This is a genomic window from Mesorhizobium sp. B2-3-12 (assembly GCF_006442205.1).
Lineage (GTDB): Bacteria > Pseudomonadota > Alphaproteobacteria > Rhizobiales > Rhizobiaceae > Mesorhizobium.
In genome coordinates this window covers 865,185-887,949 of record NZ_VFVR01000001.1, presented here as the reverse complement: position 1 = coordinate 887,949, position 22,765 = coordinate 865,185, and the positions used below count along the sequence as shown (strand labels likewise).

General features: G+C 64.1%; 22 protein-coding genes and 1 other RNA gene. 22 read left to right on the top strand and 1 reads right to left on the bottom strand.

Features of this window, described 5'->3' with window-relative positions:
• Positions 1 to 25 precede the first annotated feature (25 nt).
• The 7 genes from FJ948_RS04330 (at position 26) to FJ948_RS04300 (ending at position 3,999) form a co-directional block, all read left to right on the top strand.
• Positions 26 to 238, top strand: coding sequence for a hypothetical protein (locus FJ948_RS04330; RefSeq protein WP_140701930.1), 213 nt, complete (start codon positions 26 to 28; stop codon positions 236 to 238).
• Positions 239 to 397: 159 nt separating this feature from the next.
• A complete protein-coding gene (locus tag FJ948_RS04325) occupies positions 398 to 1,117 on the top strand; it encodes a DnaJ family molecular chaperone (protein WP_140701929.1) in 720 nt (239 codons plus the stop codon).
• On the top strand, positions 1,114 to 1,869 hold the full coding sequence (locus tag FJ948_RS04320; protein ID WP_140701928.1) for an N-acetylmuramoyl-L-alanine amidase: 756 nt from the start codon (positions 1,114 to 1,116) through the stop codon (positions 1,867 to 1,869). The genes FJ948_RS04325 and FJ948_RS04320 overlap by 4 nt, the downstream gene beginning before the upstream one ends.
• Before the next feature lie 195 nt (positions 1,870 to 2,064).
• Positions 2,065 to 2,781, top strand: a complete 717-nt coding sequence (locus FJ948_RS04315) for a transglycosylase SLT domain-containing protein (protein ID WP_140701927.1) — start codon at positions 2,065 to 2,067, stop codon at positions 2,779 to 2,781.
• Positions 2,782 to 2,846: 65 nt separating this feature from the next.
• An RNA gene (gene rnpB, locus FJ948_RS04310) (RNase P RNA component class A) lies at positions 2,847 to 3,245 on the top strand.
• A 179-nt stretch (positions 3,246 to 3,424) separates the two neighbouring features.
• Positions 3,425 to 3,709: a type II toxin-antitoxin system ParD family antitoxin gene (locus tag FJ948_RS04305; RefSeq protein WP_140701926.1), complete on the top strand. Its 285-nt coding sequence runs from the start codon at positions 3,425 to 3,427 to the stop codon at positions 3,707 to 3,709.
• The gene (locus FJ948_RS04300; protein ID WP_140701925.1) at positions 3,706 to 3,999 is read left to right on the top strand and encodes a type II toxin-antitoxin system RelE/ParE family toxin; all 294 of its coding nucleotides are present in this window, start codon (positions 3,706 to 3,708) and stop codon (positions 3,997 to 3,999) included. Before FJ948_RS04305 ends, FJ948_RS04300 begins: the two co-directional genes overlap by 4 nt.
• An 8-nt stretch (positions 4,000 to 4,007) precedes the next feature.
• Here FJ948_RS04300 and FJ948_RS04295 read toward each other — a convergent pair whose 3' ends face one another.
• A complete protein-coding gene (locus FJ948_RS04295) occupies positions 4,008 to 5,123 on the bottom strand; it encodes a cystathionine gamma-lyase (RefSeq protein ID WP_140701924.1) in 1,116 nt (371 codons plus the stop codon).
• A 419-nt stretch (positions 5,124 to 5,542) separates the two neighbouring features.
• On the opposite strand from FJ948_RS04295, the gene mraZ reads away from it, so the two are divergent.
• The 15 genes from mraZ to ftsA all read left to right on the top strand — a co-directional run bounded on the left by mraZ (position 5,543) and on the right by ftsA (position 22,713).
• Complete coding sequence (gene mraZ, locus FJ948_RS04290; RefSeq protein ID WP_140702253.1) at positions 5,543 to 6,031, top strand: division/cell wall cluster transcriptional repressor MraZ; 489 nt, start codon at positions 5,543 to 5,545, stop codon at positions 6,029 to 6,031.
• Positions 6,028 to 7,044, top strand: coding sequence for a 16S rRNA (cytosine(1402)-N(4))-methyltransferase RsmH (gene rsmH, locus FJ948_RS04285; RefSeq protein WP_140701923.1), 1,017 nt, complete (start codon positions 6,028 to 6,030; stop codon positions 7,042 to 7,044). Before mraZ ends, rsmH begins: the two co-directional genes overlap by 4 nt.
• A 4-nt stretch (positions 7,045 to 7,048) precedes the next feature.
• The gene (locus tag FJ948_RS04280) at positions 7,049 to 7,444 is read left to right on the top strand and encodes a hypothetical protein (protein WP_140701922.1); all 396 of its coding nucleotides are present in this window, start codon (positions 7,049 to 7,051) and stop codon (positions 7,442 to 7,444) included.
• A complete protein-coding gene (locus FJ948_RS04275; protein WP_140701921.1) occupies positions 7,441 to 9,165 on the top strand; it encodes a penicillin-binding protein 2 in 1,725 nt (574 codons plus the stop codon). Before FJ948_RS04280 ends, FJ948_RS04275 begins: the two co-directional genes overlap by 4 nt.
• Positions 9,166 to 9,219: 54 nt before the next feature.
• Positions 9,220 to 10,674 carry a UDP-N-acetylmuramoyl-L-alanyl-D-glutamate--2,6-diaminopimelate ligase gene (locus FJ948_RS04270; protein ID WP_140701920.1) on the top strand — a complete coding sequence of 485 codons (1,455 nt, stop codon included), beginning with the start codon at positions 9,220 to 9,222 and terminating at the stop codon, positions 10,672 to 10,674.
• Entirely contained in the window at positions 10,671 to 12,104 is a 1,434-nt protein-coding gene (locus FJ948_RS04265; protein WP_140701919.1) for a UDP-N-acetylmuramoylalanyl-D-glutamyl-2,6-diaminopimelate--D-alanyl-D-alanine ligase, read from the top strand. The genes FJ948_RS04270 and FJ948_RS04265 overlap by 4 nt, the downstream gene beginning before the upstream one ends.
• Before the next feature lie 17 nt (positions 12,105 to 12,121).
• Entirely contained in the window at positions 12,122 to 13,204 is a 1,083-nt protein-coding gene (gene mraY / locus FJ948_RS04260; RefSeq protein WP_140701918.1) for a phospho-N-acetylmuramoyl-pentapeptide-transferase, read from the top strand.
• Between the two features lie 8 nt (positions 13,205 to 13,212).
• On the top strand, positions 13,213 to 14,613 hold the full coding sequence (murD, locus tag FJ948_RS04255) for a UDP-N-acetylmuramoyl-L-alanine--D-glutamate ligase (protein ID WP_140701917.1): 1,401 nt from the start codon (positions 13,213 to 13,215) through the stop codon (positions 14,611 to 14,613).
• Positions 14,613 to 15,764, top strand: coding sequence for a putative lipid II flippase FtsW (gene ftsW, locus FJ948_RS04250; RefSeq protein WP_140701916.1), 1,152 nt, complete (start codon positions 14,613 to 14,615; stop codon positions 15,762 to 15,764). Before murD ends, ftsW begins: the two co-directional genes overlap by 1 nt.
• A gap of 1 nt (position 15,765) precedes the next feature.
• A complete protein-coding gene (gene murG / locus FJ948_RS04245; protein WP_140701915.1) occupies positions 15,766 to 16,893 on the top strand; it encodes an undecaprenyldiphospho-muramoylpentapeptide beta-N-acetylglucosaminyltransferase in 1,128 nt (375 codons plus the stop codon).
• On the top strand, positions 16,890 to 18,290 hold the full coding sequence (murC, locus tag FJ948_RS04240) for a UDP-N-acetylmuramate--L-alanine ligase (protein WP_140701914.1): 1,401 nt from the start codon (positions 16,890 to 16,892) through the stop codon (positions 18,288 to 18,290). The genes murG and murC overlap by 4 nt, the downstream gene beginning before the upstream one ends.
• Positions 18,287 to 19,252, top strand: a complete 966-nt coding sequence (murB, locus tag FJ948_RS04235) for a UDP-N-acetylmuramate dehydrogenase (RefSeq protein WP_140701913.1) — start codon at positions 18,287 to 18,289, stop codon at positions 19,250 to 19,252. The genes murC and murB overlap by 4 nt, the downstream gene beginning before the upstream one ends.
• A 301-nt stretch (positions 19,253 to 19,553) precedes the next feature.
• On the top strand, positions 19,554 to 20,480 hold the full coding sequence (locus tag FJ948_RS04230; protein WP_140701912.1) for a D-alanine--D-alanine ligase: 927 nt from the start codon (positions 19,554 to 19,556) through the stop codon (positions 20,478 to 20,480).
• Positions 20,468 to 21,409, top strand: a complete 942-nt coding sequence (locus tag FJ948_RS04225; RefSeq protein ID WP_140701911.1) for a cell division protein FtsQ/DivIB — start codon at positions 20,468 to 20,470, stop codon at positions 21,407 to 21,409. The genes FJ948_RS04230 and FJ948_RS04225 overlap by 13 nt, the downstream gene beginning before the upstream one ends.
• On the top strand, positions 21,406 to 22,713 hold the full coding sequence (ftsA, locus tag FJ948_RS04220; RefSeq protein ID WP_140701910.1) for a cell division protein FtsA: 1,308 nt from the start codon (positions 21,406 to 21,408) through the stop codon (positions 22,711 to 22,713). Before FJ948_RS04225 ends, ftsA begins: the two co-directional genes overlap by 4 nt.
• The last annotated feature ends 52 nt before the right edge of the window (positions 22,714 to 22,765 follow it).

Genomic DNA, 22,765 nt, shown 5'->3' with positions numbered 1-22,765 from the left:
GAACGTGTGTTGAAGGAGAGATGTTATGAAAAAGATCATTCTTGCTTCCGTGTCCGCACTTGCCCTGCTGGGCGTCGCGGCCTGCAGCGACAGCGGCACCGGCACTGACAACACCACGACGCAGAGCACCAATCCGCCGGCCGCCGAGCAGCCGATGAAGCCCGCGGCCCCGACTGATAATTCGACCAAGCCTGCCGAGCCGGCTCCGGCAACGCCTGCTCCTGCGCCCGCGCAGTAGTTTGTAAGCAGTGAGTGTCTTGGGAGGGAGGCCGGCGTGATGCCGGCCTTTTCTCGTGAAGACCCACCATCGGCACCGGCAATCGCCTCGGGTTCACAGGCCTAGAGGTGGCCTTTATTGGCTTGATAGCGGGGACCGGTTCGCTCTATGAAGCGGGCCATGTCGATTTGGGACCGCCTCGGCGACTTCATCACGCGGGTTTCGTCTTCGACCACGTCTGGCGTCGCCGACGTGGTCGAAGCCGTGCGCACGGTTTTTTCCGGCGACGCCGACCTGCGCCGCCGCGTCGCCTTCTCGGTGGCCATGATCGCGCTGTCGGCCAAGATGGCCAAGGCCGACGGCATCGTCACCCAGGACGAGGTGCGTGCGTTCCAGGAAATATTCGAAGTGCCGCCGAAGGAGACGCGCAACGTTGCACGTCTGTTCGATCTCGCCCAGCAGGACGTGGCCGGTTTCGAAACCTATGCCGAGCGCATGGCGCAGCTTTGCGGCTCCGGGCACTCCAATTGCGTCATGCTGGAAGACATACTCGATGGCCTGTTCCACATCGCCAAGGCCGATGGGCTGGTGCATGAGCGCGAAGGCATCTTCCTGCACCGTATCGCCGAGATCTTCCGCATCGACGACACGCATTACGAGTCGATCATGGCCCGGCACGTCAATCTTGGCGCCGGCGACCCCTATGTCGTGCTCGGCATTGAGCGCGGCAAGCCGTTCGAGGAGGTCCGGAAACGCTATCGCAAGCTGGTGTCCGACAACCATCCGGATCGGCTGATCGCGCGCGGGCTGCCGCAGGAATTCATCAAGATCGCGACGACCAGGGTGGCGGCGATCAACGCGGCCTACGAGATGATCGAACGGGGTCTGCGGCACGCATGAGCGGCTTCCTGCCCGACGAGCCGAGCGCCGAGGTCAGGGTGTCACCGAATTTCGGGCCAAGGCGCGACGGGCTGAAGCCGGACATGATCGTGCTGCACTATACGGGCATGGCGACCGGTGCGGGGGCCGAAGCCTGGCTGTGTGATCCCGCCAGTGAAGTCTCATCGCATTATCTGGTTCATGAGAATGGACACATCGTGCAGATGGTCCGGGAAAGCGACCGCGCCTGGCACGCCGGCCAGAGTTCCTGGTTCGGGCGCACCGACATCAATTCCTGCTCGGTCGGCATTGAAATCGTCAATCCGGGCCATTCACTGGGCTATCCTGGCTTTCCGAAACGTCAGATCACGGCGGTCATCGCGCTGTGCAAGGGGATCGCCGCGCGGCATGAAATCGCCGCCGAGCGGGTGCTGGCGCACTCCGACGTGGCGCCGGGGCGCAAGATCGATCCGGGCGAGAAGTTTCCATGGGGGGCGCTGTTTAAGGCCGGTGTCGGCCATCTCGTGCCTGCCGCTCCCATCAGGCGCGGAGCCGCGTTGAAGTCCGGCGACCACGGTCCCGATGTCGAGGAGCTGCAGTCGATGCTGTCGATCTACGGCTATGGCGCCGAGATATCGGGTGTTTTCGACGATCGGACACGGATCGTCGTCGAGGCCTTCCAGCGGCATTTCCGGCCGCGCCTGGTCGACGGATTTGCCGACGCCTCGACGATGCGTACGCTGCGGAAGCTGCTTGCTTCCGTCGGATCCTGACTGATTCAAGTAATCCCCAAACGTCATAAAGTTACAAACTGTCACGGAAAGTGACTTGCGCCGCCTTCATTGGTTCCAAATCGGGCTTCAAAGGGCGTTTCGTACAGTTTGTCGGACATCAAGCCCCACGTGTTCCGATGGTAACCAAGCGTCGCCGCGCGAAATCTTCGCATGGCCCCAACAAAACAGGATCACATGCAGAAATTGACCGTTTTAACGGCAGCTCTTGCTGCCGGCGCAATGAGCTTTGCCTTCAGTGCGGCCGACGCCGCGCCGTTAAGCCAGCGGGCCGATCAGGGCCTCGTCACGGCATCCGCCAAGGGCAACCCCATTTCGGCCAAAGGCAGCAAGAGTGCGAAGGCGACGACGAAGCAGGCTTCCGCGAAGGTGGAAAAGGCAAGCTGGGCCAAGGCGCGGAAATCCTCCGCCAAGAGGACAAAGCGCGGCCGCAAAACCGTGGACATGACGACGACGGCATCGATCGGTCTCAGGAACGTCGCCGCGTCGACCGCGGCCGTGGCGAGCAGCGGCCAGTATTCCGCGATTGTCGCCCGCTATGCGGCGAGCTACGGGGTTCCGGTGTCGCTGGCCGACGCCGTGATCAAGATCGAGAGCAATTACCGGCCGAACATGGTCGGCGGCGCCGGCGAGATCGGCCTGATGCAGATCAAGCCGGCAACCGCGCGGATGATGGGTTACAACGGATCGGCCAAGGGCCTGTTCGATCCCGACACCAATATCAAATACGGCATGAAGTACCTCGCCATGGCGCGCGACCTCGGCGGCGGCACGACCTGCGGCACGATCCTGAAATACAATGCCGGCCATGGCGCCACCCGCATGAACCCGGTTTCGGCGGCTTACTGCAGCAAGGTCAAGGTTCAGCTGGCGGCTGTCGGCGCGCCGGCTTGACAAGAACCGGTCACGACGGGCTTTTTCGGTTGCGTTTTGTGGTGTGAACCCCTTTATACGCCCTGCCAGCTGGCCGGGCGGCCGCACCCGCAAACGCCGAAAGGCCGCGGGTGAGGAAAGTCCGGGCTCCATGGATACACGGTGCCGGTTAATGGCCGGCGGGGGCGACCCCAGGGAAAGTGCCACAGAAAGCAAACCGCCCCGACTAGTCGGGGTAAGGGTGAAAGGGTGGGGTAAGAGCCCACCGCGCGACTGGCAACAGGAGCGGCACGGTAAACCCCACCGGGAGCAAGACCGAATAGGGGCGGTGCGAGGGGAAACCCTCGAGGGCTGTTTCCGGCTCACCGTCCGGGTAGGTTGCGTGAGGCGCATGGCAACATGCGCCCAAGATGAATGGCCGCCACGTTCTCGCCTCGCAAGGGGCGAGGGCCATACAAAACCCGGCTTACAGGCCAGCTGGCAGTTTTCTCCGCGATATCCGGGATAAGTCTTTCGATATCAGTAGGTGCGCCCTTGGGCGCAGCTTCCGATTCAAGGGCGTGGCGCGGCCTTGAATCGCCATGAGGCATAGAGCCTTCGCCCCATTTTCTTGAAACTGGTGCGATTAAATCGTACCATCGCGGCTCATCAGCGGGAGCCTATCATGGGTCAGGTCGACAAACGCAGCATCACGCTTTCGCCGGAACTGGCACAAGCGGTCGACGATGTGGTCGCGGCCGGAGAATATGCCTCAGCGAGCGAAGTGATCCGCGATGCGTTGCGACAGTGGAAGGACCGCCGTGACCTGATGGGCTACACGGTCGAGGAACTGCGCAAGCTGGTGCAGGAGGGGATCGACAGCGGGCCGGCGCAAGACGGCCAGCCAATCATGGAACGACTGCGCGCGAAATACCTGAAGATGGCCGAGGCCAAAGGCTTTCAGGAGTGAAATATCGACTGCTTCCTCAAGCCGCCGTCGATCTCGAAGGCATCGGTGACTACATCGCCAGCCATGACCCGCGCGCTGCTGCTCGCCTCGTGGACGCCATGGAAAGACGTTGGGATTTGCTGACCTTGCATCCCTTCTCAGGTGCGCCACGCGACGATATCGGGCCCGGCATCCGTCATTTGGTCATCAGCGAGTATCTCACTCTGTATCGTATCAGCGCCGATGCCATCGAAATTCTTCGCGTGCTCCATGGTCGTCGCAACATCGAAGCCGATGACCTCGGCGCGTAGTCGATTTGTCAGCCGCTGATCCTGTCCAGGGAGGCCTCGATCGCCTTCCAGAGCTCTTCCACCGGCTCGCAGCCGACCGACAGGCGGACAAAGCCAGGCGGCACCGCGTCGCCTCGCTTCAAACGCCGCTCGGCTGAAGTGTGGACGCCGCCGAAAGAGGTCGCGGCCTCTATCAGGTGGCAATTGTCGATGAAATCCTCGGCCTCTTGCTCGGAGGCGAGCTCGAACGAGATGAGAAAGCCGAAGCGCTCCATCTGGGCGCGGGCGAGGTTGTGCGAGGGATCGCCATCGAGGCCGGGAAAACGCAGGCCGCGCACCGCGCGATGTTCCTTCAGCCGTTGCGCGATCGTTTCGGCCGATGAGCACATGCGGTCGAACCGTACCTCCAGTGTTTCGAGGCCGCGATGCACCAGCCACGCCTCGAAAGGTCCGGGAATGCCACCGACCATTCCGCGCCAATCCGCCACCTTGGTGACGATATCGGCGTTGCGGCAGGCGACATGACCGAACAGCACGTCGGAGTGACCGTTAACCGCCTTGGTGTCGGCGGAGACGACGGCATCGGCGCCGAAGTCGAGTGGCCGCTGGCCGAATGGCGTCATCGTCGTGTTGTCGACGACAAGGATCGCGCCCTGTTCGCGGACAGCCTGGGAAACGGCCGAGATATCGCAAATGTCCAGGCGTGGATTGGATGGCGTTTCCATGAAGACCAACGAATAGCCTTCGAAGCCGCCGTCAAGGAAAGTCGGCGTCGGTCTGACATCGAAGTTCACGCCCAGAGGCTTCAGGAAGCGTTCGGCCATCGCGCGCGTGGCGTGGTAGCCGTCCGCGGGCAAAAGCACGCGATCGCCCGATTTCAAAAGCGCGAAGAACACCGCGGAGATCGCGGCCATTCCAGAGGGGAAACTCACGCATTGTGCGTCTTCCAGGTGGCCGAGTACATGTTCCACGGCGCGCCAGGTTGGATTGTCGTAACGACCATATTGATCGATCCCGGTCTCGGTGCCCGGCGTGTGAAAGATCGAAGCCATGGTCAGCGGCAATGGGATCGGATCGCCCTTGCCGAAATCGCGGCTGCGCAAATGGGAAAGTTCGGCGGCGCGTGACCTTGCCGTCTCGGACATGAGTTCGATCCTTGTAATTGGCCGTGTAGTGCGGCGAAAGACGTCGCTCGACGCTATGCCCGGCAAAGGCCCTCGGCAAGGCGTGTCGAGTTGGGCCAGACGGCTCTAAACGCTTCGTTAGGCTTAATGGATCATAAAGACGAGACGTGCCGTGACGGCTGCGCTCGTCGGTCGAGATGCGCACGTCTGTGAAGCCTATTCCCGTTGACGCCCATAGTGCCCCATGATATCCCATTTCGACATCAAAGCCTTCGTTCCGCGTCAGGGTAAAGCGTACGCCAATCGGGCAGCCGCGGCGGCTGTGCGTTTGCCGGTTTTCGCCTGTGTGGACGAGGTGGGTGCGGGGCAGGGAACGCGCGGCGGTGGCGCGTGCGACACGATGAAGAGGGGTGCGGCGGCGCAAGCGGCTGTAACGCGTGATGGACCGGTTTCTGTCGAACACGGTGAGCAGGATCGATGCGAAGGGGCGGGTGTCCGTTCCGGCGCATTTTCGTGCCGTCGTGCAGAAGCGCGGCTATTCGGAACTCTATGCGCTGCGTTGCCTGGACCTGCCGGCGATGGATGTCGGCGGCCTCGATCTGCTCGACCGCTACGAGCAGCGCATCGCGCAGGAAGATCCCTTCCTGCAGACGGCGGACGACATGTCGTTCTTCTGCCATGGCGACGGAGCGTTCCTGAAACTCGACCAGGACGGTCGCATCACCATGACCGATTTCATTCGCGAACATACCGGCATCTCGGCGGAGGTGGCCTTTGTCGGGCGCGGCAATTTCTTTCAGATCTGGGAGCCTGGACGGCTTGCGACCTATGGGGCGCAGGCGCGGGCCAGGCTTTTGCAGCTTCGGCAGGGGACGAAGGCTCACGAGGCCAAGGCTCACGAGGCGAAGGCTGGGGAGCGATCGGAATGACGGTGGGCCACGGCGATGATATCAACGCCGTTGGCGGATCGGTCCGCCACATTCCGGTCCTCCTTGGCGAAGTGCTGGAAGCGCTGGCGCCGGCGGAGGGCGACATCGTCATCGACGGCACGTTCGGTGCCGGCGGTTATACCAAGGCCATCCTGGCGTCCGGCGCGTCCGTGGTTGCGATCGACCGCGATCCGGATGCCATCGCGGCCGGCCGCGACCTCGAGGCGCGATCCGGCGGCAGGTTAAGGCTGGTGCAGGCGCCGTTCTCGACGCTGGACGAACATATCGACAGCGCCGATGGCGTCGTGCTCGACATCGGCGTCTCCTCGATGCAGCTCGACCAGGCCGAGCGCGGCTTTTCCTTCCGCTTCGATGGCCCGCTCGACATGCGCATGGCGCAGGCAGGGCTCAGCGCCGCCGATGTCGTCAACAGTTTCAAGCCGGGCGACCTTGCCCGCATCTTCGGCTTCCTCGGCGAGGAGCGTCACGCCGGCCGTATCGCCCGCATGATCGAGGCGCGCCGGGAAAAGCGGCCGTTCGAGCGCACGCTGGAACTTGCCGACGCCATCGAGACGCATATCGGCCGCGCGCCCAAGGACAAGATCCATCCGGCGACGCGGGTCTTCCAGGCGCTGCGCATCTTCGTCAATGACGAGCTCGGCGAATTGGCCAGGGCCTTGCTGGCGGCCGAGCGCGCGCTGAAGCCGGGCGGGCGGCTCGTGGTGGTGACGTTCCATTCGCTGGAAGACCGTATCGTCAAGCGCTTCATCGCCGACCGCGCGGACGCCATGACCGGTTCGCGCCATATGCCGGAGGCGCAGGCGCGCACCGCGACCTTCCGCAAGGCCGGCGGCGGCGTGACGGCTGATGACGCCGAGGTCGCGGCCAATCCACGCGCCCGTTCGGCCAGGCTGCGTGCGGCAATTCGCACCGAGGCTCCGGCGCGCAGCGGCGATTTTTCGATCTTCGGCCTTCCAAAGCTTCCCGGCATCGATCGGCCGGGGGAGAGGTAAGCACGTGTTTCGTACCAGCGACATTGTCCTGATCGCCGTCATGGTTTCGGCGGCGGCCTTGACCTACAAGGCCAAGCGCGAGGCCGAGGACCAGTTGGCGGCCGTGCAGAAGATCCATGCCCAGATACGCTACGAGGAGGACACCATCGACCTGCTCAAGGCCGACTGGAGCCTGCTCACCCAGCCGTCGCGGCTGCAGAAGTTGGCCGAGCTGTACAAATCGCAGCTCGCACTGGAACCGGTCAGTGGCCGCCAGATCGTGGGTCTGGGTGACCTGCCGGCCAAGGCCCTCGACATCCAGGACATCCTGAACGGGCGCCAGGGCGCCATGGCCGACAATGCCGACAAGGCGCCCGCGGGCGACAAGGATCCCGTCGTGACCGGAGACATCGCCCAATGATCGGCAAACTGCTGAAGCGCTTCGCCACGGCAAGCCGCGCCAGGACGGGCGAGGACAGGTCGATCGTGGTCGAAGGCGCCCGCAAGGCGACAGGCGGCAAGGGCAAGGCGCGCATCGTCATGACCATGGCGGTGTTTTTCGGTATCTTCTCGACCATATCGGGGCGGCTGGTCTATCTCGGTTTCCAGACTCCCGACCTGTCGGGCGGTCCGCAGAGCCGGGTGACCGCCTCACGTCCCGACATCGTCGATCGCAACGGCGAGGTGCTGGCCACCGACATCAAGACGGCGTCGCTGTTCGCCGAGCCGCGCCGCATCGTCGATGCCGACGAGGCGATCGAGAAGCTGTCGACGGTGCTGCCGGAGATCGATTACGAGCAGACCTATCACAAGCTGAAGAGCGGAGCCGGCTTCGTCTGGCTGCAGCGGCAACTGACGCCCAAGCAGCAGGCCGACATCATGCAGCTTGGCATTCCCGGTTTCGGCTTCCGCACCGAAAAGCGTCGTTTCTATCCGAGCGGCGAGACCTCGTCCTACATTGTCGGCCTGACCAACATCGACAACCAGGGCATCTCCGGCATGGAGAAATACATCGACGAGCAGGGGCTTAGCGACCTGCAGGCGTCGGGCCTGGCGGTGGCCAAGGATCTCAGGCCGGTGAAGCTTTCGATCGATCTGCGGGTCCAGCATGTGGTGCGCGACGAGATCGCCGCCGGCCTGGAGCGCTATCGCGCCATGGGCGCGGGCGCCGTCGTGCTCAACGTCAAGACCGGCGAAGTGGTGGCCATGGCCTCGGTGCCGGATTTCGATCCGAACAACCCCTATAATGCGCAGGACAAGGATCGGCTCAACCGGATGTCGGCGGGGCTCTACGAGATGGGCTCGACCTTCAAGAGCTTCACTTCGGCCATGGCGCTCGATTCCGGCAAGGCGACGATGTCGAGCCGCTTCGACGCTTCGCATCCGATCCGGGTCGGGCACCAGGCCATTCACGATTTCCACGGCAAGAACCGTGTGCTGTCGCTGCCGGAGGTGTTCCTCTATTCCTCCAACATCGGGTCGGCCAGGGAGGCCGAGCTGGTCGGCATCGAGGCGCACCGCGAATTCCTGCATCGCCTCGGCATTCTGGAAAAGATGCAGACCGAACTGCCCGAAGTCGCCCGTCCGACCGAGCCGAAAGTCTGGAAGCAGGTCAATTCGTTCACCATCGCCTTCGGCCATGGCGTGTCGACGACGCCGCTGCAGGCGGCCGTCGGCTGCGCGGCGCTGGTCAATGGCGGCTTTCTGATGCCGCCGACCTTCCTGGTCCGCAGCCAGGAGGATGCGATGGCGGCGGCCAAGAAAGTGGTCAGCGAAAAGACCGTCGAGGGCATGCGCTACCTCTATTCGCTCAACGCCGAGAAGGGGTCGGCCAGAAACGCCCGGGTTCCCGGTTACCGCGTCGGCGGCAAGACCGGAACGGCCGAGAAGGTCATCAATGGCCGTTACTCGAAGGACTTGAATTTCAACACCTTCGTCGCCGCCTTCCCGATGGACGATCCGCAATATCTGGTGTTCACGATCGCCGACGCCCCGCATCCGGAAAAGCCTGGGATGACCGACGTCGCGGCCAACAATGCGGGGGTCATGGCCGGCAATATCATCAGGCGTTCGGCGGCCATGCTTGGCGTGAAGCCAGATTTCAGCCATGAAAATGGTGCAACGCTGGTTTCCTATCAGTGATTCTTAGGGCGCGCCGGCAACTGCGCGCTATTTTGTTGCGGTGAACGGGACTCGATGAAGCTCAAAGATCTAGCCGGTATCCTGCCAGTCGAAGGAACAGCTTCCGCCGATCTGGAGGTTACCGGCATCTCGTCGGATTCCCGCCAGGTAAAACCGGGCGTCGTCTTTTTCGCGCTCGCCGGAACCAGGGCCGATGGCGCGAGCTACGCCGCCGACGCGGCCCAGCGTGGCGCTGCCGCGATCGTCGCGGGCAAAGGCAGCGGCCTTGGCGATTTGCCGGTTCCGGTGCTGGCGGTCGATGATCCGCGCCTGGCATTGGCGTTGAGCGCCGCCCGCCACTTCGGCAACCAGCCGCAAACCATGGTCGCGGTGACCGGCACCAGCGGTAAGACGTCGGTCGCGGCCTTCACCAGGCAGATCTGGGAGCAGGCGGGATACGCCGCCGCCTCGATCGGCACCACCGGCGTGGTGGCGCCCGGCCGCAACGAATATGGGTCGCTGACGACGCCGGATCCGGTCGCCCTGCACCAGTTGCTCAGGGAATTGGCGGATGCCGGCGTTACCCACGCATCGATGGAGGCCTCCAGCCACGGGCTCGACCAGCGCCGCCTAGACGGCGTCAAGCTTGCCGCCGGCGGTTTCACCAATCTCGGCCGCGACCACATGGATTACCATCCGACCATTGAGGATTATCATCGCGCCAAATTGCGCCTGTTCGACACGCTGCTGCCGAAGGGCGCGCCCGCGATCGTCTTCGCCGACGATCCGTGGTCTGAACCGACGATAAAAGCGGCGCGAGCCGCCGGGCTCGACGTGCTGACGGTCGGCCGCCATGGCGATTTCCTCAGGTTGAAGCGGGTCGAGCATGAACGTCATCGCCAGCGTGCCGAGGTCGAGGCCGACGGTGTGATCCACGAGATCGACCTGCCGCTCGCCGGTGATTTCCAGATCGCCAATGCGCTGGTTTCGGCGGGACTTGCCATTTCCACTGGAACGCCTGTCGCCAAGGCCTTGGCGGCACTGGAGAAATTGAAAGGCGCGCCGGGCCGGCTCGACCTCGTCGGCACCACGGCGGGCGGCGCGCCGGTCTATGTCGACTACGCTCACAAGCCCGATGCGCTGCAGAATGTGCTGGCGTCGGTACGCCCGTTCACCACCGGCCGGGTGATGGTCGTGTTCGGCTGCGGCGGCGACCGTGACCGGGGCAAACGGCCGATCATGGGCGAGATCGCGACACGGCTTGCCGACGTCGTCATCGTCACCGACGACAATCCGCGCTCGGAAGTGCCGGAAACGATCCGCGCCGCCATTCTTGCAGCGGCGCCCGGCGCCATCGAGATCGGCGACCGGCGCAAGGCAATCCACGAGGCAGTCGCCATGCTGCATGCCGGCGACACGCTGATCGTGGCCGGCAAGGGGCATGAGGAAGGCCAGACGATCGGTTCGCAAACGCTGCATTTCTCCGACCACGAGGAAGTGCGGGCAGCGCTCAGGGAGCGCGCCGCATGAATTTGCTGTGGACTTCGGAAGCGCTGATTGCCGCCACGGACGGGCGGCCGCTCGGCCCCATGCCGGAAGGCATATCGGGCATTTCGATCGACAGCCGCAGCCTGCAGCCGGGCGATGCCTTCTTTGCCATCAAGGGCGAGGCGATGGATGGCCACGACTTCGTCACCGCGGCCATCAAGGCCGGCGCCGGCGTGCTGGTGGTGGCGGAAGGCAAGCTGCCGTCTCTCGGCCGGCTGACGGCGCCGATCATCGTCGTCGAGGACGTCCTGGTGGCGCTGGAAAAGCTCGGTGTCGCCGCGCGGACGCGCTCACAGGCCAAGGTCATCGCGGTCACCGGATCGGCGGGCAAGACCACCACCAAGGAGGCGCTGCGCCACGTGCTTTCATCCGTCGGCAAGGTGCATGCCTCGGCGCAGTCCTTCAACAACCATTGGGGCGTGCCGCTGACCTTGGCGCGCATGCCCGTCGACTGCGACTATGCCGTGTTCGAGATCGGCATGAACCATCCCGACGAGATCCGGCCGCTGGTGAAGATGGTGCGGCCGCACGTCGCCATCGTCACCATGATCGCGGCCGCGCATCTCGGCTTCTTCAAGAATCTGGACGAGATCGCTAAGGCCAAGGCCGAGATTTTCGAAGGGCTGGAGCCCGACGGTGCCGCCGTCCTCAACCGCGACGATGCGCGTTTCAAGCTGCTGGACAAGATGGCTCAGGCCGCCGGCGTCGAGCATGTCTATGGCTTCGGCGAGAATGCACGCTCGACCTTCAAGCTCACCAAGTGCGAGTTGCACGCCGACCATTCCGACATCGCCGCCAGGATCAGCGGCCACGACATGATCGCGCGTATCGGAGCGCCCGGCCGGCACATGGTGCAGAATGTGCTGGCGGTGCTGGGTGCCGCGCATCTGGTCGGCGCCGATCTCGACAAGGTGGCGTTGGCGCTGGTGGATCTCTCCGCCGAGCGCGGCCGCGGCAAGCGCCATGTGCTGCGCCATTCCAAGGGATACATCACGCTGATCGACGAGAGCTACAACGCCAATCCGGCCTCGATGGCGGCCGCCATGGCGCTTCTCAACGCAACCCCGGTGACGGGCGAGGGCAGGCGCATCGCCGTGCTTGGCGACATGCTGGAACTCGGCGACCATTCGGCCAAGCTGCATGCCGCGCTTGCCGATCTCATCGTCGGCACGGGCACGCGCACCGTCTTTCTCGGCGGGCCGGAAATGCGCTCGCTGGCGGACGCGCTGCCGGGCGATATCGAGACGGAATACCGCGCCGGCGTCGAGGAGTTGAAGCCGGTGCTGCTCGCCGCGCTGAAGCCGGGCGACGTGGTGATGATCAAATCGTCGAAGGGCATCGGTTTTGCAAAACTGGTCGATGCGCTGCTGGGCAAATTCCCGGCCGAGACGACAACCAGCAACCAGACCTAGTCGGGGGACGAAAACGCATGTTCACACTGCTGGTCGATTTCGCGGACAAGGTCTCCGTCTTCAACGTCTTCCGCTACATCACGTTCCGCACCGGCGGGGCGCTGATCACTTCGGCGCTGATCGTCTTCATCTTCGGGCCGACCATCATCAATTCGCTGCGGCTCCGGCAAGGCAAGGGCCAGCCGATCCGTGCCGACGGGCCGCAGACCCATTTCAAGAAGGCCGGTACGCCGACCATGGGCGGACTGATGATCCTGTCCGGCATCATCGGCTCCTCGCTTTTATGGGCGAACCTATCGAGCATCTATGTCTGGGTGGTGCTGCTGGTGACGCTGGGCTTCGGCTCGATCGGCTTCTACGACGACTACCTGAAAGTGACCAAGCAGTCGCATCTGGGCTTCTCCGGCAAGGCGCGGCTTGGTCTTGAATTCATCATCGCCGGCATTGCCGCCTGGGTGATCATGCACAACGGCCAGGCGCCGTTCTCGTCGTCGCTGACATTCCCCTTCGCCAAGGAATTCATCGTCAATCTCGGCTGGTTCTTCATTCCGTTCTCCTGCTTCGTCATCGTCGGCGCCGGCAATGCGGTGAACCTGACCGACGGTCTCGACGGCCTGGCGATCGTGCCGATCATGATCGCTGCGGCGTCGTTCGGCGTCATCGCCTACCTCTCGGGCAACGCGGTGTTCGCCGAATATCTGCAGATCCATTTCGTGCCCGGCACCGGTGAACTGGCGGTCGTGCTTGGCGCGGTCATCGGCGCCGGCCTCGGCTTCCTCTGGTTCAACGCGCCGCCGGCGGCGATCTTCATGGGCGACACCGGGTCGCTCGCCATGGGTGGCCTGATCGGCACTGTCGCGGTGGCGACCAAGCACGAGATCGTGCTGGTCATCGTCGGCGGCCTGTTCGTGGTCGAGATCCTCTCGGTGATCATCCAGGTCGGCTACTTCAAGATGACCGGGAAGCGGGTCTTCCTGATGGCGCCGATCCACCATCATTTCGAAAAGCTCGGCTGGACCGAAAGCCAGGTGGTGATCCGCTTCTGGATCATCGCTGTCATCCTGGCGCTGGTCGGCCTTTCCACCCTCAAGCTCAGATAGGCTGCCCTTTGATCCCCGCCGCATCCTTCGCAGGCAAGCGCGTTTCGCTCTTCGGGCTGGGTGGCTCGGGGATCGCCACGGCGCGCGCGCTGATCGAGGGGGGCGCTGATGTTCTGGCCTGGGACGACAATCCCGACAGCGTCGCCAAGGCCGCCGCCACCGGCATCGCCACCGCCGACCTGCGGGGCGCCGACTGGGCGAAATTCTCGGCCTTCGTGCTGTCGCCCGGCGTGCCTTTGACGCATCCCAAGCCGCACTGGACGGTGGAGCTCGCACGCGGCGCCGGCGTCGAGGTGATCGGCGACATCGAACTGTTCTGCCGCGAACGGACCCTCGGCGCGCCGACCGCTCCCTTCGTCGGGATAACCGGCACCAACGGCAAGTCGACGACGACCGCGCTGACGGCGCATATCCTTCAAGCCAGCGGGCGCGACACGCAGATGGGCGGCAATATCGGCCGCGCGGTGATGACGCTCGACCCGCCGAAGCCCGATCGGCACTATGTGGTCGAATGCTCGTCCTACCAGATCGACCTTGCGCCCTCGATCAATCCGACGGCCGGCATCCTGCTCAATCTGACGCCCGACCATCTCGACCGCCATGGCACCATGCAGCACTACGCCTCGATCAAGGAGCGGCTGGTGGCGGGCAGCGAAACGGCGATCATTGGCATCGACGATTCCTGGTGCGCGCAGATCGCCGAGCGGCTGGAGCGGGCGGGACGGCAGGTCATCCGCATTTCCAAGCGTCTGCCGCTGACCGACGGCTATTTCGCCGACGGCACCAATCTGATGGAAGCCGTGCATGGCCGCTACAGCCGTGTCGCCTTCCTCGACGGCATCGGCTCGCTGCGCGGCCAGCACAATGCGCAGAACGCGCTGGCCGCCGTCGCCGCTTGCCTCAGGGTCGGCCTCGACCTCGGCGAGATCCAGTCGGGGCTCGAAAGCTTCCCGGGCCTGGCCCATCGCATGGAGCAGGTCGGCCGCAAGGATCATGTGCTGTTCGTCAACGATTCCAAGGCGACCAATGCCGATGCCGCGGCACCGGCGCTGTCGAGTTTCAACCGCATCTACTGGATCGCCGGCGGGCTGCCCAAGGAAGGCGGCATCGAGCCGCTGCGCGGCTTCTTCCCGCGCATCGCCAAGGCCTATCTGATCGGTGAGGCCGCCCCCGCCTTTTCGGCGACGCTGGGCGAGGCCGTGCCCTACGAGATCTCGGGCACGTTGGCGGCCGCGGTCGAGCACGCCGCGCAGGACGCAGCCAAAGACGACAGCGGCGAGGCGGTGGTGCTGCTCTCGCCGGCCTGCGCCAGTTTCGACCAGTTCAAGAATTTCGAGGTTCGCGGCGAAGCCTTCAGGCAAGCTGCGAGCGCTATAGATGGCGTCAAACCCATCGGAGGGGCACGATAATGCAGAGCCGTCTCGACAAAAGTCCGGTCGCAACCTGGTGGTGGACGATCGATCGCTGGTTCCTGGCGGCGTTCCTGTCGCTGATGGGGCTCGGCATCGTCTTGTCCTTCGCGGCAAGTCCCGCGGTCGCCGAACGCATCGGCCTCGACAGCTTCCACTTCGCCACAAGGCAGATCATCTTCACCGTACCGGCGCTCGGCGTGATGCTGGCGGTCTCCTTCCTCGATTCCAGAGAGATCCGGCGCATGTCGCTGATCATGCTGTGCCTAATGCTGGTGCTGATGGTGGCGGTGCTCTATGTCGGCGTCGAGGTGAAGGGCGCGCGCCGCTGGGTGTCGCTTGCCGGCCTGTCGATCCAGCCTTCGGAATTCCTCAAACCGGCCTTCGTCATCATGTGCGCGTGGCTGTTCGCCGAGCACAAGCGCCAGCCTGACATTCCCGGCAATCTGTTCGCCATGCTGCTGCTGGTGCTGGTCGTGTCGCTGCTGGTGGCGCAGCCGGACCTCGGCCAGACCATGCTGACCACCGGCACCTGGGGCATCATGTTCTTCATGGCGGGGCTGCCCTGGATGTGGATCATCGTGCTCGGCGGCTTGGGCGTCGGTGGCGTGTTCGCCGCCTACACGGTGTTCCCGCACGTTGCCCTGCGCATCGACAAATTCCTGACCGGCGAGGGCGATACGTTCCAGGTCGATATGGGCCGCGAGGCACTGATCAACGGCAACTGGTTTGGCGTCGGGCCGGGCGAGGGAACCGTCAAGCGCATTGTTCCGGACGCTCACACCGATTTCGTCTTCTCGGTCGCTGGTGAGGAGTTCGGGCTGATCATGTGCTTCTTCATCATGTCGCTCTTCGCCTTCATCGTGCTGCGCGGCCTCAATGCTGCGATGAAGGAGCATGACGACTTCACCCGCTATGCCGTCGGAGGGCTCGTCACGGTCTTTGGCTTGCAGGCCGTCATCAACATGTGCGTCAACCTGCAACTGATGCCGGCCAAGGGCATGACGCTGCCCTTCATCTCCTATGGCGGCTCCTCGCAGATTGCGATCGCCATCTCCATGGGCATGGTGCTGGCGCTGACGCGCAAGCGGCCGGAAAAGCGCAAGCAGATGGGCTTTACGCTGCCGCAGCGCGCCATGCCGGCGGAGTGACATGGCCAGAGGCGTTATTCTTCTGTGCGCGGGTGGCACCGGCGGACACCTGTTTCCAGCCGAAGCGCTGGCGCATGAACTGATCGAGCGCGGCTGGTCGGTGCATCTGGCGACCGATACCCGCGCCGAGCGGTTTGCCGGCCATTTCCCGGCCGCCGCCATCCATCCGATCCAGTCGGCGACGATGGGCTCGAAAAACCCCGTCGCCCTGCTTGGCGCCTTCTGGAAAATCTGGCGCGGCGTGCGGCAGGCCTCCGCCATCATCGGCAGGATCAAGCCGGAGGCCGTGGTCGGCTTCGGCGGCTATCCGACCCTGCCGCCGCTCTACGCGGCGACGCGCCGTAAGGTGCCGACGCTGATCCACGAGCAGAACGCCGTGATGGGGCGCGCCAACCGGGCGCTGGCCGGCCGTGTCGATGCGATCGCCGGCGGCTTCCTGCCGCAGGACGAGAGTGCGGCCGGTGCCAAGACGGTGACGACCGGCAATCCGGTCAGGCCGGCTGTGCTCGAAGCAGCCAGGGCACCTTACGCGGCTTCGACCGGGGACGAGCCTTTCCGCCTGCTGGTGTTCGGCGGCAGCCAGGGCGCGCAATTCTTTTCCGATGCCATGCCGGGGGCGATCGCGCTGCTTTCCGATGCACAACGCAAGCGATTGCTGATCACGCAGCAGGCGCGCGCGGACGACGTGGCGCGGGTGAAGGCAGCCTATGCCGCCCTTGGCGTCGCCGTCGAGGTTTCGCCCTTCTTCACCGACATGGCGGCGCGCATTGCCGCGGCGCATCTTGTAATCTCGCGTTCCGGCGCCTCGACCGTGTCGGAGATCGCCGTCATCGGCCGGCCGGCGCTGCTGGTGCCTTACCCCTATGCGCTCGATCACGACCAGGCGGCCAATGCGGCGGCCCTTGCCGCGGCCGGCGGCGGCGAAGTGCATGCGCAATCCTCGCTTTCGCCCGAGCGCATCGCGGCATTGCTCGGCGCCCTGATGGACGAGCCGGAGCGGCTGGCGACGATGGCTGCCGCGGCCAGGTCGGTCGGCAGGCCCGACGCGGCGCGGTTGCTCGCCGACCTCACAGAGGCTATTGCGTCCCGCAAAACAGTATCGGATTTCAGGAAGGGGACGCACGCATGAAGATGCCGCAGACCATCGGCCTTGTGCATTTCATCGGCATTGGCGGCATCGGCATGAGCGGCATCGCCGAGGTGCTGCACAATCTCGGCTACAAGGTGCAGGGGTCCGACCAGGCCGACAGCGCCAATGTGCAGCGGCTGCGCGACAAGGGCATTGACTGCTTCGTCGGCCACAAGGCGGAGAATCTCGGCGATGCCGAGGTCATCGTCGTTTCGACGGCGATCAAGAAATCCAATCCGGAACTGAAGGCCGCGCGGGAGAAATTGCTACCCATCGTCCGCCGCGCCGAAATGCTGGCCGAGCTGATGCGCTTCCGCCAGGCCGTCGCCATCGGCGGCACGCATGGCAAGACGACGACGACCTCGATGGTGGCGACCTTGCTCGAGGCCGGCGGGCTCGATCCGACCGTCATCAATGGCGGCATCATCAATGCCTACGGCACCAATGCCCGCATGGGCGACGGCGAGTGGATGGTGGTCGAGGCCGACGAGAGCGATGGGACCTTCCTCAAGCTGCCGGCCGACATTGCCGTCGTCACCAACATCGATCCCGAGCATCTCGATCACTATGGCAGCTTCGACAAGGTGCGCGAGGCGTTCCGCCAGTTCGTCGAGAACGTGCCGTTCTACGGCTTTGGCGTGATGTGCACGGACCACCCGGAAGTGCAGGCGCTGGTCGGCCGCATCGAGGACCGGCGCGTCATCACCTATGGCGAGAACGCGCAGGCCGACGTGCGCTTCACCAACCACCGCATGGCGGGCGCCACTTCGGAGTTCGACGTGGTCATTCGCGACCGCAAGGGGCGCGGCCAGACGACGATCGCGGGCCTGCGCCTGCCGATGCCTGGCCTCCACAACGTCTCCAACGCCACCGCGGCGATCGCCGTCGCGCACGAGCTCGGCCTGTCGGCCGAGGCGATCAAGAAGGGCCTGTCGTCCTTCGCCGGCGTCAAGCGCCGCTTCACCCATACCGGCTCCTGGAACGGCGTCGACGTGTTCGACGACTATGGCCATCACCCGGTCGAAATCTCGGCGGTGCTGAAGGCGGCGCGCAGCGCCACTAAGGGGCGTGTCATCGCCATTGCCCAGCCGCACCGCTTTACCCGGCTGCATGATCTGTTCAACGAGTTCTCCGCCTGCTTCAACGACGCCGATACGGTGATGGTGGCTCCGGTCTACGCTGCCGGCGAAGAGCCGATCGACGGCGTGACATCGGATGCGCTGGTGTCGCGCATCCGCGCCGGCGGTCATCGTGATGCCCGCTACATCGAGGGGCCGGCCGATATCGCGCCGATCATCCGTGAGCTGGCGAAGCCTGGCGACTTCGTGGTCTTCCTCGGCGCAGGCAACATCACCCAATGGGCCTATGCGCTGCCGAAGGAGCTCGCCGCCTCATGATGAACGGCCAGGCCATGATCGACAGACTTGGCGACCGGCTTGCAGGCCTGCGCGGCCGCGTCACGCCGAATGCCGAGATGGACAAGATCACCTGGTTCCGGGCAGGCGGCCTTGCCGAGGCGCTGTTCCAGCCGGCGGACGAGGAGGACCTTGCCGCGTTTATGCGCGCGGTGCCGGAGGAAATCCCGCTGACCGTTGTCGGTGTCGGATCGAACCTTCTTGTGCGCGACGGCGGTATTCCCGGTTTCGTCGTCAGGCTTTCGGCCAAAGGATTTGGCCAGATTGAAAGAGCGCCTAGCGGTGCGATTAAGGCAGGCGCCGCTGCCCCAGACAAACGCTTGGCCGCGTTTGCCCTGGAGGAAGGCATTGGCGGCTTCCATTTCTATCACGGCATTCCAGGTGCCATCGGTGGTGCGCTAATTATGAACGCCGGCGCCAACGGCGTGGAGACACGCGAACGGGTTGTCGAGCTGCAGGGTGTGAATCGCAAAGGCGATATCGTGACCTTCCTGGCCGAAGACATGGAATATTCCTATCGACATTCGGCAGCGACACCGGGCGTGATTTTTACGTCGGCATGGTTCGAGGGGTATCCAGAGGACAAGGCGACGATCAAGGCGGCGATGGACGCCGTGCAGAACCATCGCGAGACCGTGCAGCCGATCCGTGAGAAGACGGGCGGCTCGACCTTCAAGAATCCGGAAGGCACGTCGGCCTGGAAGGAGATCGACAAGGCGGGTTGCCGGGGCCTGATGATCGGCGGCGCGCAGATGTCGCCGATGCACTGCAACTTCATGATCAACACCGGCACCGCGACCGGCTACGACCTCGAATATCTCGGCGAGACGGTGCGCGCGCGGGTGCTGGAACATTCCGGCATCCGGCTGCAGTGGGAGATCAAGCGCATCGGCAATTTCCGCTCCGGACACGCCGTGCAGGAGTTCCTCGGCCAGCTGCTTTAAGGTGGCTTGAAGTTCACGTGATGGATGAACTTCAACACCTTCTCAAAAGCCTCGAAACCGTTGCTGCAAAGACTCAGCGAGACGGTTTTCGCATCCATTTTCTCACAAAGTGAATCTCTCGGAATCATAGGCACTTGCCAGTGAATCAACTCTCTGATTCTCTGCTCCAAAGCGTTTCCTGATTTGAGTCGTTCGACGCGTTACCCGCGTTTTCCGTCTGGGGGGCAACCTGCCGGGAGACTCGGACTCAATGTTGCGGAAATCTTGGTTTTTGGTCCGCCATGAGAGGGGATGACGGGGAATGAAGAACAAGCATGTGGCCGTATTGCTGGGAGGTTTCTCGTCCGAGCGGCCCGTGTCCCTGTCTTCCGGAAAGGCCTGTGCCGATGCACTCGAACAGGAAGGCTACCAGGTCACCCGCGTCGATGTCGGGCGCGATGTCGGCTCGGTGCTTGCCGAGCTTCGGCCCGACGTCGCCTTCAATGCGCTGCACGGGCCTTTTGGCGAGGACGGCACCATCCAGGGCATCCTCGAATATCTCGGCATTCCCTATACTCATTCGGGCGTGCTCGCCTCGGCTCTCGCCATGAACAAGGAGCAGGCGAAGAAGATCGTCAAATCGGTCGGCGTTCCCGTTGCCGAATCGAAGGTCGCCAATCGCTTCTCCATCCAGAACAAGCATCCGATGAAGCCGCCCTATGTGGTCAAGCCGGTCAGCGAGGGGTCGAGTTTTGGCGTCGTCATCGTATCGGAAGGGCAGTCGCATCCGCCGCAGGTCATCGGGTCGTCCGAGTGGAAATATGGCGATACCGTCATGGTCGAGCGCTACATCCATGGACGCGAGCTGACCTGCGCCGTCATGGGCGACGTGGCGCTCGGCGTCTGCGAGATCATCCCGACGGGCCATTCCTTCTACGATTACGATTCAAAATATGTCGCGGGCGGATCAAAACACGAATGCCCCGCAAAAGTTTCACCGAATATTTACCAAAAAATACAGACACTGGCGCTCAAGGCTCACCAAGCTGTCGGCTGTCGGGGCGTTTCCCGGTCGGACTTCCGTTATGACGATCGTCACTCCGAAAATGGCGAGGTTGTATGGCTCGAGGTCAACACTCAGCCGGGCATGACGCCGACGTCTCTGGTGCCTGAAATTGCCGCCCATGCCGGGCATTCGTTTGGTGAACTGTTGAGTTGGATGGTGGAGGACGCTTCGTGTCTGCGTTGAAATGGGGACAGGGCAAGGTGAGGGGCGCGGCCGGGCCGTCGCTGTTCGGCCTGCCATTGTCGCTGGACCATTTCGTTCTGCCGCGCGTGCTTCGCCGTCCGGTGCGCATCCTGACGCGCCTGGGTGACGGCGAATTCCAGGCGCCACGATTCTCCGCCGCGATCATGTCGGCCGTGCTTCTGGCTTCGAGCGGAGCCTATGGCTCCTATATTGGCGGCCATGCCGACGGCATCATTCAAAGCATCACCGCCCGCACCGGTTTTGCCGTCGACCAGGTCAAGGTGGTCGGCAACCGTCAGACGTCGGAGATCGACATTCTCGACCGGCTCGAACTGGATGGCTGGACGTCGCTGATCGGCTTCGATGCCGAGGCCGCGCGCGAGCGCATCGCGACCTTGCCGTGGATCGAGGTCGCCGCGGTGCGCAAGGTCTATCCGCACACGCTGGAAGTGCGCGTCGAGGAGCGCGAGGCCTTTGCGCTCTGGCAGCAAGGCAGCGATCTCTCGGTCATCGAGAAGGATGGCGCCATCATCGCGCCGTTCTCGGGCGGCAAGCAGGTGCTGCTGCCGCTGTTGATCGGCACCGGCGCGCCAGCCAAGGCGCCCGATTTCATGGCCAAGATCGAACAATATCCCGACCTCGCAAGCCGCATCAAAGGCTATATCCGTGTCGGCGAGCGGCGCTGGGATCTGAAGCTCGACAACGGCATCACCATCAAGTTGCCCGAGGATGACGAGGATCAGGCGCTCGCCGAACTGGTCAAGATGGATCATGACAAGGGGTTGTTGTCGCGCGACATCGCCGCTGTCGACATGCGTCTTTCGGACCGGCTGGTCGTGGAGCTGACGCCCGAAGCGGCAACCCAGCGCGAGGCCGCGCTCAACGAGAAGCCGAAAACCCTCAAGCGCAAGCCGGAGACGAAGATATGAGCTGGCTTGGCGGTTCTGGCGATGCCTCGTCGCGCCGGTCCGGCACCCTGACGGTGCTGGATGTCGGCTCGAACAAGGTTTGCTGCATGGTGGCAAAGCTGAAGCCGAACGATGACGGCAAGCTCTTGCGCGGCCGCTCGCACCGGATCCAGGTGATCGGCATCGGCCACCAGAAATCGCAAGGCGTGAAGTCGGGCGTGATCGTCGATCTCGACCGCGCCGAACATGCCATTCGCCTCTCCGTCGACGCCGCCGAACGCATGGCCGGGCTGACGGTCGATTCGCTCATCGTCAACATGACCGCCGGCCGGCTGAAGAGCGAAAGCTTTTCCGCGACCATCAATCTTGGTGGCCACGAGGCCGACGAGGCCGACATCAAGCGCGTGCTCGGCGCCGGTGCCAAGCAGGCGCTCAAGGCCGAGCGCGAGGTCGTCCATTCGCTGCCCGTCGGCTTCTCGCTGGATGCCGAACGCGGCGTGCGCGACCCGCGCGGCATGGTGGGCGATGCGCTTGGCGTGGACATGCATGTGCTGACCGGCGATGCCGCGCCGATGCGCAATCTGGAGCTTTCCATCAACCGCTCGCATCTGTCGGTCGAGCGCATGGTGGCGACGCCCTATGCCAGCGGACTGGCGGCCCTGGTCGACGACGAACTGGAATTGGGTGCCGCCTGCATCGACATGGGCGGCGGCACGACCACGATCTCGGTGTTTTCGGAAGGCAAGTTCGTTCATGGCGACGCCATCGCCATCGGCGGCAACCATGTGACGCTCGACATGGCCAAGGGGCTCTCGACCTCGCTCGATGCCGCCGAGCGGCTGAAGGTAATGCATGGCTCGGCACTGCCGGGCAGCGCCGACGACCGCGACCTGGTCTCGATCCTGCCGATCGGTGACGATGGCGACGTGCCGCTGCAGATTCCGCGTTCGGTGATGACGCGCATCGTGCGCGCCCGCATCGACGAGACGCTCGAACTCCTGCGCGACCGGCTGAACAAGTCCGGCTACGGCAATGCGGTCGGCAAGCGCGTCGTGCTGACCGGCGGCGCCAGCCAGCTGGCCGGCCTGCCCGAGGCGGCACGCCGCATCCTGGGACGCAATGTGCGCATCGGCCGCCCGCTCGGCGTGGCGGGCCTGCCGGAAGCGGCGAAGGGACCGGCCTTCTCGGCCGCGGTCGGGCTTCTGATCTATCCGCAGATGGCGAGCTTCGAGAGCCATCCGGCGAAAGGCATTTCCGGTCTCAGGATGACTGGAACGGGTGGAAAACTGCATCGCATGAGTCAGTGGTTGAGAGACAGTTTCTAATTGACGGGGACAGCCCCATAGGCGGCCGCGGCGGCGAAGCGGCGTGAAAGGC